We start from the raw sequence: 11,926 nt of genomic DNA on the forward strand, positions 1-11,926 counted from the left end.
GAGGAGCCGGGGACGAACTTGGCGCCCGCGCCGAGCGTCTTCACGAACGGCTCGACGAAGGGCGCCCCGGGGATGCTGCTGCTCCACGGCCTCATGGGATGCGCGGAGCACTGGGCGCCCGTGGCGGCCCGGCTGGCCGGCCGCCACCGGGTGGTCGCCCTCGACCAGCGCGGCCACGGCGCCAGCGAGAAGCCGCCCGAGGGTCCCTTCACCCGGGAGGCGTACATCGCCGACGCCGTCGCCGCGATCGAACAGCTGGACCTCGCCCCGGTGACCCTGGTCGGCCACTCGATGGGCGCGCTCACCGCCTGGCAGCTCGCCGCCCGCCGCCCCGACCTGGTCGGAGCGCTGATCATCTCCGATATGCGGGCCGCCGCGCTGGGGGCCGCGTCGCAGCGGGAGTGGGAGGCGTGGTTCCGTTCCTGGCCGCTGCCCTTCGCCTCGGTCGCCGAGGTCCACCGCTGGTTCGGCGCGGACGATCCGTGGGCCGAGCGGCCCACCCCCGCGCGCGGGGAGTTCTTCGCCCGGGTGATGGCCGAGGGCGAGGACGGCTGGCGCCCGGTCTTCTCCCGCCGCCAGATGCTCAGCTCCCGCGCCCCCTGGGTGCACGACGCCCACTGGGACCAGCTGGCCCAGGTCCCCTGCCCCGCCCTGGTGGTCCGGGGGCCGGATGGCGAGCTGGGCCGCGCGGAGGCCCAGGAGATGGTCAGAGTCCTCCCCCTCGGCCAGTACGCGGAGCTGGCGGAGGGCGGTCATCTGGCGCACTGCGACCGGCCGGAGGAGTGGTGCGCGGCGATCGAGCCCTTCCTCGCCGCCCTCCCCCGGGATCTGGCCCGCGACAGCGACGGCGTGCGGGCCACCGGCCCCTGACCCACCGGTGGCCCGCACGCCGTCATCCGCCGCCCGCCCCCACCGGACCCCCGGGGCCCTGCCCGGCCCCGTGAGCCCTGCCCGGCGCACCGGCGCCAAGCCGCACCGGCGGAAGCCGCGCCCGTGAGCGCATCGGCCGAGGCGGCACCGGCGCCAAGCCGCACCGGCGGCACCGGCACCGGCGGGAGCCGCCTCAGAAGGAGAAGAGCGCCCCGCCCAGGCTCGCTTCCCTCTCGCAGCCGTTGTTGTACGTGGCCGACCAGACGACGCGCTCGCCGCGCCACACGCCGTCGGCGGTGACGGTGACCGGGTCCCACTCGCGCGTACAGAGGGCCTGCGGCTGTGTCGACGGCAGGGCGGCGAAGTCGCCGTTCACGGCGCGGAGTTCGCCGCAGGCGTCGGCGGGCGAGGGGTGGGTGCCCTCGGCGCGCGGGGCGCAGCTGAGGGTGACCGCCCGCTGGACGGTCGACTCGGCCGCCGATGTGCCCTTGCCGATGCCGAGGACCAGCGCGGAGGGCGCGTACAGCCCGGCGTGGGAGGCGGGCCGCTCGGTGGGCTCGGCGGCCCGCGCCGAGGCCGCCACGGCCCCGCCGAGGGCCAGGGCCGCCGCGACGGCGATCGTGCTGCGTACGGAACGCATCGGTGGAACTCCTTCGCTCTGAGGGTGATTGCGCTGGGGAGTCTTGCGTAAGCGCACGGTGAGCGCACGTCGATCGCCGCTTTCCGGCCGTGTCCACGGAAACAGGGGTGACCGAATGGTCGTTTGGGCTGTTCGGCCCGGGTGCCGGACGCCCCCGAGAGGCGTCCGGCATATGGACAATCTTGAGTGGTTCACTTCGAAACAACCGGTTGAGCTGGGAAGACGATCCAGCGGTACGTTTCTTCAGCCACCCGGCATCGACGGGAAACCACTCACCGTGAGCCCCGGATCATCCCTTGCTGACCGCCGCCAGGATCTCCGGCAGCCGGTTCGCCGTCTGCGGAGCGGCGATCCGCAGAGCGGCCCAGCCGATCAGCGGCCCGTACACCGCGCCGGCCGGCAGCAGCAGCCACAGGCCCGCGTGCGCGTCCGTCAGATGCATCCAGACCGCCGCGGCGATCAGCGGGGCGCAGAGCACCGCCGCGATCACCATCCCGCCGAGGATCGACATCCAGGCGAGCCCCGCCTGCCCCGGCACGACGTTCTTGTACGCGCTGTCCTGCGGGATCGAGTACGCGAACCGGGCCGAGGCCACCGCCCCCGTCCCCAGCATCGCGCCCAGCAGCGCCAGCGAGATCCCCAGCGCGGGCGCCAGCCCCCGCCAGTCGTCCACCACGGCCGCGACGACGACATTGACGAGGACGGTGTACGGGAGGGTGATGGCCAGCAGCGCCAGCGCCCGCCCCCGCAGCTCCGCGAGGGCGTCCCCGGTCGAGGAGATGGTCTGCGCGACCATCCAGAAGGCGGAGGTGTCCTGCCCGAACTGGTTGTACATCTGGATGCCCATCATCCCGGCGGCGAAGCTCGCGAAGTAGACCGAGCCCATCCCCTGGAAGGCGTTGAACAGCGGTACGAGCAGCCCGATCACGAGACCGGAGACCCAGGCGGCCCTGGTCTTCGGGTCCCGCCACACATAGAGCAGGGTGCGCCGCGCCACGGTGCCGGTGCGCCCCTCGGGCAGCAGCCGGTGCGGCCCGCCCGGGAACCTCCCGCGGGCGGACGGCTTCCCGGCGGCGCCGAGCGTCGAGCCGTCGGGGGTGGTCATCAGGGTGGTCAGGCTCCGCCGCCAGGACCACAGCAGGGCGTACAGGGCCCCGGCCGAGAGCGCGAGCTGGGCGAGGGCCACGGCGTGCGCGCCCTCGCTCACGGAGTCGATCGCGCCGATCGCGGCGGCCGGCGGCAGCCACCGCACGACCTCGGCCGCGGGCTCCAGCGCGGACACCCCGCCCGCCTGGCCGAGCCGCTGGGCGCCGAAGTTCACCAACTGGAACCCGATCGCGACCACCAGACCGCTCAGCAGCGCCAGATCGCGGCCCTTGCGGGAGGTGAGCAGCCGGATGTTGCCCGCCGCGACGGCCCGCGCCAGGGCCACGCACACCAGCAGCGCCAGCGGCACGGCGATCAGCGACACCAGCACGGCGGCCGTGCCGTGCGCGAGGGCGAGGGCCGAGCCGGTCAGCAGGCAGAGCGCGAACAGCGGCCCGATGCCGGCCAGGGACGCCGTCAGCAGCGCCGAGACCAGCGGGCGCGGGCGCAGCGGCAGCATCACCAGCCGGGTCGGGTCCAGCGTCTCGTCCCCGCCCGGGAAGAACAGCGGCATCACGGCCCAGCCGAGCGCCAGCACCCCGGCCAGCAGCACGGCGACGGTCGCCGCCTGGTCGCTGCCGCGCAGCAGGACGAGCCCGAGGAGCTGGAGGGCGGCGACCAGCAGGGTGAGCACCAGGGAGATCACGAAGACGGTGGTGCGGGTGGCGGACTGGCGCAGTCCGTTGCGGAGCAGCGACAGCTTGAGTCGCAGGAAGATCCCGGTCAGCCGTCCCGTGCTCACGGCGTCGGGCCCACCGCCCGCCGCGCCGGCACCGGACACGGGGTACGGGGGCGAGGAGGCGCGGTCCGCCCCGGCGGCCACGCTCACCGCACACCACCGGAAGCGGAACCGGGAGCCGGACCCGAAGCAGAGCCCGGGGCCGGACCGGAAGCGGAATCCGAAACGGAATCTGCGACCGGGCTCGAAACGGAATCTGCGGCCGGACCCGAAGCGGAGCCTGCGGCCGGACCCGGAACAGAACCCCCGGCCGGACCCGCGACGGAACCCGCGCCGGAGCCCGGACCCGACGTGGAGGGGGAGCCCACGCCGAGCCAGTCCAGCGCCTCATGGTCCGCCCGGCCGCTCGCGCCGACCAGCTCCAGGAACGCGCTCTGGAGCGAGGGCGCGCCGCCCCGCACCTCGGCGAGCGGCCCCTGCGCCCGGATGCGGCCCGCCGCCATCACGGCGACCCAGTCGCACAGCGACTCCACCAGCTCCATCACATGACTGGAGAAGACCACGGTCGCCCCCGACGCGGTGTACCGCTCCAGCACACCCCGGATCGTCTGCGCCGAGACGGGGTCGACCCCCTCGAACGGCTCGTCCAGGAAGAGCACTTCCGGATTGTGCAGCAGCGCCGACGCCAGCCCGATCTTCTTCCGCATCCCGGTCGAGTAGTCCACGACCAGCTTGTGCTGCGAGCCCGCGAGATCCAGTACGTCCAGAAGCTGAGCGGCCCGCTGGTCGACCTCGGCGCCCGGCAGCCCGCGCAGCCGCCCGCTGTAGGCGAGCAGTTCCCGCCCCGAGAGCCGCTCGAAGAGCCGCAGTCCCTCCGGCAGCACGCCGATCCTGGACTTCACCCCGACCGGGTCCCGCCAGACGTCGTGCCCGGCGACCTCCACCCGGCCCTGGTCCGGGCGGAGCAGACCCGTCACCATCGAGAGGGTCGTCGTCTTGCCCGCGCCGTTCGGCCCGACCAGTCCGATGAATCTGCCCGCGGGCAGCGTGAGATCGACCCCGGAGACGGCGATCTGGTCGCCGAACCGCTTCCACAGGCCCTCCACGCGAACGGCGGGCGGCGCAGTCTCTGCCCCGCCCGCACCTGTGCCCCCGGCCTCTGTCGCCCGGTTGTCCGGCATGGTGATGCCTGCCTTTCGGTGTCCCGTTCATCCCGCGCCATCTTGGTATGTACGCGTCTGTGTACGGTCCACCTTATGGAGGCACCGGCTAAGCGCCCCGGGTGCGGGCCGCCACCGCGTCCCGTCCGCAGGCGTACGCCAAGGGGCTGATCAGCTCCTCCGCGTCCGGCAGCCACCGGTTGGCGCTGGTGGGCTTGCGCGCCCACTGCACCGCCCCCCGGCCGCCGACCCGGGTCGGCGGGGCCGCGACGTACTGCCCCTCGCCCCGGGCGGTCAGATCCAGCGCGCTGGGCGCCCAGCCCAGACCGCGGATCAGATCCGGCGCCTTGGCCACCGCGCCCGGCAGCACGAAGAACAGCATCCGCCGGTCCGGGGTGCAGGCCACCGGGCCGAGCGGCAGCTCCATCCGCTCCAGCCGGGCCAGCGCCAGAAAGCCCGCCGACTCGGCGACATCGAGGACGTCGAACGTGCGGCCCGTCGGCAGCAGGATCGACGCCGTGGGGTTCCTGCCCCACTGCCGGCGGGCGGCGGTGGCGCTGCCCGTCGCCTGGCTCGCCCAGTCCGGCTTCGCCGCGTGGGCGCCCGGTGCCGCGCAGGCGGTGTCGCCGCAGGAGCAGTGCTCCCTGCCGTCGGCAGCCTCCAGCCAGGTGCCGGGGAACACGTCCCAGTGCCGCTCCTCCGCGTATCGCACCGCATGGTCCAGCAGTTGTTCACCTCTCTGCTGGGGGATCTCCGCGGATTCTCTGACTCCGATGGTCTCTTCCACGACCACTCAACTCCCACCGTCACCTTGAGTTACGGGCACCCTACGGCCCGCCCCGCGATCATGATCCCGCATATGGGGCGCATCGATGCACGGATGGGGGCGCGCACGGGGACGGGCCCCCGTGGCGGGTAGCTACGTGTACAAGAGGGACGGGATGTCGCCTGCGCCGGAGCACATGCGAAGACGGTACGAGGGCTGGGCGAGAACCTCCGTGAGCGGCCGACGCCGGCAGCGCTTTGGAAAAAACAGACCAAGTCCGTTAATTCTGCATTCTCCGCATACAGCCGGGCAATGATCCCTGCGTGGATCACCGCGGCCTCAGGGGGTATTCATGGCAGCCAGGCCTCTCGTCGCCCGACAGCCGAACGAACGGTTGCAGGCGCTCATCCAGGAAGCCGGGTGTTCCAACGCCGGCCTCGCCCGTCGCGTCAACATGGTCGGCGCGGAGCGCGGTTTGGACCTGCGCTACGACAAGACATCGGTGGCCCGCTGGCTGCGCGGACAGCAGCCGCGCGGGCGGGCGCCCGGCATCATCGCCGAGGCGCTGGGCCGCAAACTCGGCCGTACCGTCACGATCGACGAGATCGGGATGGCCAACGGCAAGAACCTCGCGTCGGGCGTCGGGCTCCAGTTCTCGCCGACCGTCCTCGGCGCGATCGAGCAGGTCTGCGAGTTGTGGCGGAGCGATGTGGGCCGCCGCGACTTCCTGTCGGGCACCTCGGTCGCGGCCTCCGCGCTCGTGGAGCCCAGCCGCGACTGGCTGATCACCGGAGCGGACTCCCAGGTGGCGCGGACGGCGGGCTCCCGGGTCGGCGTCTGCGACGTCGAGGCGGTCCGGGCGATGACCGCGGCGCTCACCGATCTGGACCACCGCTTCGGCAGCGGACACGTCCGCCCGGTCGTCGTCCACTATCTGAACTCGGTGGTCTCCGGGCTGCTCTCGGGCTCCTACCGGGAGCACGTCGGCCGGGAGCTGTTCGCGGCCGTCGCCCGGCTCACCGAGCTGGCGGGGTACATGGCCGTCGACACGGGACAGCCGGGGCTCGCCCAGCGCTACTACATCCAGGCGCTGCGGCTGGCGCAGGCCGCCGGCGACCGCGGTTACGGCGGATATGTGCTGGCCGCCTCCATGAGCCATCTCGCGGCCCAGCTCGGCAATCCGCGGGAGATCGCCCAACTGGCCCGCGCCGCCCAGGAAGGGGCCCGGGGGCAGGTGACCCCGCGCGCGGAGTCGATGTTCCTGGCCGCCGAGGCGCGCGGGCACGCCCTCCTCGGGGACTCCCGCACCTGCCACGCCGTCGCGGGCCGGGCGATCGCCGCCCTGGAGCGGGCCGAGCCGGAGACGGGCGACGACCCGGCCTGGATCACCCACTTCGACCACGCCTACCTCGCGGACGAACTGGCGCACTGCTACCGCGACCTGGGCCAGGCGGAGGCCTCGGCGCACCACGCGGCACAGGCGCTCGACGGGCATCCGGAGTCCCGCGCCCGGCGGCGGGCGATCGGGCTCGTGCTGCTGGCCACGGCCCAGGTGCAGCAGCGCGAGGTGGAGCAGGCCTGCCACACGGGCACGCGCGCCGTGGAGCTGCTGGCCCGGCTGCGCTCCAGCCGGGGCGCGGAGTACCTGGAGGAGTTCCAGCAGCGCCTGGAGCCGTACGCGGACGAGCCGGCGGTCCGCGAGTTCGCCGCCCGGGTGGAGCTCCAGGCCGCCTGAGCGTCGCCGGACGGGCGTGAGGACCGTCACAGACCTGCTCCCAACAGCGGCTTGTGGGGGCTTGTCCGCCCTGGTCCGAGGCGGGTGTGCGGCGGGACCCGAGGTACCCGGTAGCGTGAACCGACGTTCCCGTAGGTCCACATGGAGGAGTCCTGGTGACGCACAGCGGACAGGGTGACGACCGGCTCCCCGCCGCCCGGCCGGCGCACGAGGGTGTCGTACTGCCGTCCGACGGCTCCGAGCCGTGGCCGCCCCGGGCCCCGGGCGAGCGCCCGGCCCCGGCGCCCGGCGCGCCGTGGGCCGCCGCGCCGCCGCAGGCCCCCGTGCCGGAGCCGCCGCAGCCCTCCGTGCCGCAGCCGCCCCAGGGAGCGCCCGACTGGTACGGCGTGCGGTCCCAGCCGCTGCCCCCGCAGGCGCCGCCGGGGATGCCCGCCGGGGGCGCGTCGGACCGTACGCAGTACCTGCCGCCGGTCCAGGGCGCGGCGGAGAGCGCCCCGTACCCGCCGCCGGTGCGGGGAGCCGCCGACAGCACGCAGTACCTGCCGCCGGTCCAGGACGCGACCCGGGTGATCCCGCCCGTCCCGCCGGAGCCCTCGGACGCGACGCGGTACCCGGCCGGCCACGGCTTCCCGGACGCGACCCAGGTGATACCGCCGGTCGGACCGGGCCCGCTGCCGCCGGTGCAGGGAGCCGCCGACAGCACGCACTACCCGCCGCCGGCCCAGGGCGCGGCGGAGAGCGCCCCGTACCCGCCGCCGGTGCGGGGAGCCGCCGACAGCACGCACTACCTGCCGCCGGTCCAGGACGCGACCCGGGTGATCCCGCCCGTCCCGCCGGAGCCCTCGGACGCGACGCAGATCATCCCTCCCGTCGGCGCCGGGGCGCTGCCGCCCGAGAGCGTGGCCGGGCCGCCGGCGCACCGCGGCGCCCACCGCCGCCAGGACGGCCCGCCCGGCCACCGGAGCCAGGAGACCCCGCCGGTCCCGCCGCCGCCTCCGGGAGCGCCGTACGGCATCCGTCCCGGGGCACCCGGTGACCGGCAGCCGCCCGCCGAGTTCGACAACCTCTTCCGCTCCGCCGCCGCTCCGGCGGCGGGCCCCCCGCCCGGCGGACAGCAGCCGTATCAGCAGCACCCCCAGCAGCCCCAGCACCAGCAGCCGCCCCACTTCCCGCCCGCCCCGCAGCCGGGCAGCGGCGGCGGGGGCGGGGGCTCCCACCGCCGTGCCCCGCAGCAGCAGCCGCAGAGCCCCGGCGCGCCCCGCCGCCGGAAGTCCTCCGGGATGCCGCTGATCGCCGCCGTGGTGGTCGGCTGCGCGGTCCTCGGCCTCGGCGTCGGCGCCCTGGTGTTCGGGGGCGGCGACGGCGGGAAGAAGGACCCCGGTACGGGGGCGAACGCGGCGGCCACCTCCGCCGCGCCCAGCCCCAGCGCCAGCGCCCCCGCCCCGGCGCCGCCCGCCGACGACCCGGTGAAGACCCAGGCGAAGGCCCTCGACAAGCTCCTCGCCGACAGCAACAACAGCCGTGACGCGGTGATCCGCTCGGTGGCGAACATCCGCCGGTGCGCGAACCTCGGCCAGGCGGCGGCGGATCTGCGGGACGCGGCCGAGCAGCGCCGCTCCCTGGTCACCCGGCTGTCGGGGCTGGACGTCGGCAAGCTCCCCGAGCACGAGGATCTCTCCGAGTCGCTCACCGACGCCTGGCGGGCGTCGGCGGCGGCGGACGACCACTACGCGGCCTGGGCCGACCAGGTGGGCGGCAAGAAGGGCTGCAAGGGCGGCAAGGCCCGTACCACCAAGCGCGCGGCCCAGGGCAACGCCGCCAGCGGCGAGGCCACCGAGGCCAAGCAGGAGGCGTCGGAGCTCTGGAACCCGATCGCCACCGCCCACGGCCTCCCCCAGCGCCGCAGCCACCAGCTCTGACCCCGGCGGCTCCCTCAGTTCACCAGGGACACCGAATCGGTCAGTGTCTCGCTGACGTCGACGAACCCCTCGCGCTGCGCCACCAGCCGGCCGTCGCGGACCTCCTGGAAGGTCACGCGCGGATTGACGATCCGGGGGAAGCCGGGGATGCCCAGCATGTCCCGGTACTCCCAGCGCAGTTCGGGGGTGAGCCCGCCGGTCGTCACCCGGACCCCGTCGTCCAGGGCGTCGGCGACCCGGCGCGCGGTGATCTCGTCGCCGTCCAGCGACTCCACGACGGTACGGAGGACGGTGTACGCGATCCAGGTGGTCTGCACCCCCGGATCGGCCGGGTCGACCCGGTTGTCCCCGAAGGCGTGCTCGTCGATCACCCGCTTCATCCCGGCCCAGCGCTCGTCCCCGGAGTCGGGGTACCAGCCGGTGACGAAGGCGCCCTCGAAGGGGCCGTTCCGGCCGCCCGTGCGGTTGATCAGCGGCTGGCCGACGCTGCCGAGCACGGAGGAGACCCTGACCCGCGCCTCGTCGTCGGGCAGCCGGCGGAAGGAGTCGAAGAAGGTCTCGGTGCGGTCGCCGAGCGCGGCGGTGACACAGCCGGGCCGCTCCTCCTCCCCGGAGCCCGGCCCCGCCCCGGAGCCCGGCCCCGCGGGACCCCCGGGCGGGGCGCCCGCCTCGGCGCGGGCCCGCCGTGCGGCCTCGGTGTAGTCGGTCGCGTCCTCGGGGGCGAGCACATCGGTGGTCGGGGTGTCCCCCTCGGCGAGGCCCGCGTTCAGCAGCCGGGGCAACCGGTCCCCGGTGATGGAGTCGGGCCGTACCAGCGCGACCCGCCGGCAGACGTCCGCGAGCTGGATGCCGTGCCCGGCGAGCAGGGCCGGCTGGCCGCCGTTGACCGGGTAGGAGAGATAGCTGTCGAACTCCTCGTCCGAGATCCCGAACCCGCCGATGAAGGGGATTCCCGCGGCCTCCAGCGGCGGCAGGAAGGCGTCGCCGTGCTGGCTGTACGAGCCGACGACCGCCACCGCCTCCTCCCTGACCGCCTGCCGGGCGCAGTCGGACGCCCCCTTGGCGGTGTTCCGCTCATTGCAGGTGATGACCTGGAGCCGCCGCCCGTCGAGTCCGCCCCGGGAGTTCACCCAGCGGGCGTACGCATGCGCCATCGCGGGCATTCCCGGCATATTGGTCGCCTGGGTCTTCTCCGGCGCGAAGGTCATCACCTTCAGCGGCCCGGGGCCGCCCCCGCCCATCCCGGGGACCACCCCGCAGCCCGAGACCGCCAGCGCCCCGGCCACCGAGGCCGCGAGGACGGCCCCCGGCACACCGCGCGGGGCCCGGGCCCGGGGTCCGTTCCCCGAGGGGCGGAGGGAGCGGGGGAAGGTCGTGCGTCGGCTGCGGGTCATGACCCGTCACCCTTCCGCCACCGGGTAACGGCGGAGTGTGCGGCCGTCAACACCGGGTGACGGACAGGTGAATTGCGGGGGGCCCGCGGACCGCGCCGCCGAGGAACGTACGATCGACGGCGTGCACCAGCAAGGACCGGTCCCCTCTTCCCGTCGTGGGCGTCGCTCATCCACCATGGGCGGTATGCCACTCAACGACATGCCGTGGTGGCGCTGGCGCGCGCAGGTGCGCTCCGCGCTTCACATGCTCTCCGACCCCGCGTTCCAGCAGGAGGCCTGGCTCACCGGCCTGGAGGGGTACGGAGATGTGACCGACGCCGTCTACCGGCTGGTCGAGGACACCTGGCTGGACAACTGGTCCGCCGAGAAGTACGTCGGCACGATCTTCCGCGACTCGGGCGAGGCGGCGCTGGTCGATGTGGCCGTGCTCCGGGTGCTGCGGATCATGCACCAGGTCGGGGCGGACGCCCATGTCTCGGCCTATATGGCGCACCACGGCTGGCCGGAGGCGGTCCGGGCCTGCCGCGACGCCCATATACGGCTGGCGGCCGGCGACGGCGACGACCCGGACGCGCCGCCGCGCTCGCTCGATGTGCTGCGGATCATGACCCGTACGGCCTGAGGCCCCGGGTCCGTACGGCACGACCGCGTCGTGGACGCCGCCCGGCCCGGCGCGCCGGATATGGCACCCTACGAGGATGACCGACCAGTACGTCCTGACCCTCGCCTGCCCGGACAAACAGGGCATCGTCCACGCCGTGTCGAGCTATCTCTTCATCACCGGCTGCAACATCGAGGACAGTCAGCAGTTCGGGGACCAGGACACGGGTCTGTTCTTCATGCGTGTCCACTTCTCCGCCGAGGCCCCGGTGACCGTCGACAAGCTGCGGGCCAGCTTCGCCGCCGTGGGCGACTCCTTCCAGATGGACTGGCAGATCCATCTCGCCGAGGAGCCGATGCGGATCGTCCTGATGGTCAGCAGATTCGGCCACTGCCTCAACGATCTGCTCTTCCGCTCCTCCATCGGCGCCCTGCCGGTCGAGATCGCCGCCGTCGTCTCCAACCACACCGACTTCGCCGAGCTGGTCTCCTCGTACAACATCCCCTTCCGCCATATTCCGGTCACCCGTGAGAACAAGCCGCAGGCCGAGGCCGAGCTGCTGGAGCTGGTGCGCGCGGAGCGGGTGGAGCTGGTGGTGCTCGCCCGCTACATGCAGGTGCTCTCGGACGGTCTCTGCCGGGAGCTGAGCGGCCGGATCATCAATATCCACCACTCCTTCCTGCCGAGCTTCAAGGGTGCCAAGCCCTACCACCAGGCGCACGCGCGCGGGGTGAAGCTGATCGGCGCGACGGCGCACTATGTGACGGCCGACCTCGACGAGGGCCCGATCATCGAGCAGGAGGTCGAGCGGGTGGGCCACGGGGTGACGCCGGAGCAGCTGGTGGCGGTGGGCCGCGATGTGGAGTGCCAGGCGCTGGCGCGCGCGGTGAAGTGGCACGCCGAGCACCGGATTCTGCTCAATGGGCGCCGTACGGTCGTCTTCGACTGACGCGGACCTCGAACGGCGGTACGGTCGGGGCCGCGGCCGGCGGGGGCCGGCCCCGGGCGGGGGGCCC

Annotated in this window: 9 protein-coding genes and 1 pseudogene; 5 read left to right on the forward strand and 5 right to left on the reverse strand. The window is 74.1% G+C overall.

Annotated features, from left to right (window positions below):
- The first annotated feature begins 18 nt into the window (after positions 1–18).
- Positions 19–870: an alpha/beta fold hydrolase gene (locus ABT122_RS32060; RefSeq protein ID WP_351559450.1), complete on the forward strand. Its 852-nt coding sequence runs from the start codon at positions 19–21 to the stop codon at positions 868–870.
- Between the two features lie 193 nt (positions 871–1,063).
- On the opposite strand, the gene ABT122_RS32065 is transcribed toward ABT122_RS32060, so the two are convergent.
- From ABT122_RS32065 to ABT122_RS32080, 4 genes and pseudogenes are all read right to left on the reverse strand, one after another.
- The gene (locus tag ABT122_RS32065; protein WP_351559434.1) at positions 1,064–1,510 is read right to left on the reverse strand and encodes a subtilase-type protease inhibitor; all 447 of its coding nucleotides are present in this window, start codon (positions 1,508–1,510) and stop codon (positions 1,064–1,066) included.
- A 289-nt stretch (positions 1,511–1,799) separates the two neighbouring features.
- Positions 1,800–3,437 (reverse strand): transporter, encoded by a 1,638-nt coding sequence (locus ABT122_RS32070; RefSeq protein WP_502976239.1) that lies wholly within the window; start codon positions 3,435–3,437, stop codon positions 1,800–1,802.
- A gap of 266 nt (positions 3,438–3,703) precedes the next feature.
- Positions 3,704–4,516: pseudogene (locus ABT122_RS32075) on the reverse strand (ABC transporter ATP-binding protein); the annotation flags it as partial.
- A gap of 88 nt (positions 4,517–4,604) precedes the next feature.
- Positions 4,605–5,282, reverse strand: a complete 678-nt coding sequence (locus ABT122_RS32080) for a bifunctional DNA primase/polymerase (RefSeq protein ID WP_351559438.1) — start codon at positions 5,280–5,282, stop codon at positions 4,605–4,607.
- 331 nt (positions 5,283–5,613) lie between these two features.
- Between ABT122_RS32080 and ABT122_RS32085 the strand changes: the two genes are divergently transcribed.
- A complete protein-coding gene (locus ABT122_RS32085; protein ID WP_351559440.1) occupies positions 5,614–6,996 on the forward strand; it encodes an NsdA family TPR-like regulatory protein in 1,383 nt (460 codons plus the stop codon).
- Between the two features lie 155 nt (positions 6,997–7,151).
- Positions 7,152–8,915 (forward strand): hypothetical protein, encoded by a 1,764-nt coding sequence (locus ABT122_RS32090; protein WP_351559442.1) that lies wholly within the window; start codon positions 7,152–7,154, stop codon positions 8,913–8,915.
- Between the two features lie 14 nt (positions 8,916–8,929).
- Here the strand turns inward: ABT122_RS32090 and ABT122_RS32095 are convergent, their stop codons facing one another.
- A complete protein-coding gene (locus ABT122_RS32095; protein ID WP_351559444.1) occupies positions 8,930–10,309 on the reverse strand; it encodes an ABC transporter substrate-binding protein in 1,380 nt (459 codons plus the stop codon).
- Between the two features lie 175 nt (positions 10,310–10,484).
- Between ABT122_RS32095 and ABT122_RS32100 the strand changes: the two genes are divergently transcribed.
- Both ABT122_RS32100 and purU read left to right on the forward strand, forming a co-directional pair.
- Positions 10,485–10,931 carry an SCO4402 family protein gene (locus tag ABT122_RS32100; RefSeq protein WP_451068504.1) on the forward strand — a complete coding sequence of 149 codons (447 nt, stop codon included), beginning with the start codon at positions 10,485–10,487 and terminating at the stop codon, positions 10,929–10,931.
- A 76-nt stretch (positions 10,932–11,007) separates the two neighbouring features.
- Positions 11,008–11,859 carry a formyltetrahydrofolate deformylase gene (gene purU, locus ABT122_RS32105; RefSeq protein ID WP_351559448.1) on the forward strand — a complete coding sequence of 284 codons (852 nt, stop codon included), beginning with the start codon at positions 11,008–11,010 and terminating at the stop codon, positions 11,857–11,859.
- Positions 11,860–11,926: the final 67 nt, after the last annotated feature.

Origin of the sequence: Streptomyces sp. NPDC001985 (assembly GCF_040296845.1) — a bacterium.
Taxonomy (GTDB): domain Bacteria; phylum Actinomycetota; class Actinomycetes; order Streptomycetales; family Streptomycetaceae; genus Streptomyces.

Bases quoted from the DNA above. Each gene is read 5' to 3' on its own strand.
- ABT122_RS32065 (WP_351559434.1), bottom strand. From the start codon at position 1,510: ATGCGTTCCGTACGCAGCACGATCGCCGTCGCGGCGGCCCTGGCCCTC.
- ABT122_RS32085 (WP_351559440.1), top strand. From the start codon at position 5,614: ATGGCAGCCAGGCCTCTCGTCGCCCGACAGCCGAACGAACGGTTGCAG.
- ABT122_RS32095 (WP_351559444.1), bottom strand. From the start codon at position 10,309: ATGACCCGCAGCCGACGCACGACCTTCCCCCGCTCCCTCCGCCCCTCG.
- ABT122_RS32100 (WP_451068504.1), top strand. From the start codon at position 10,485: ATGGGCGGTATGCCACTCAACGACATGCCGTGGTGGCGCTGGCGCGCG.
- purU (WP_351559448.1), top strand. From the start codon at position 11,008: ATGACCGACCAGTACGTCCTGACCCTCGCCTGCCCGGACAAACAGGGC.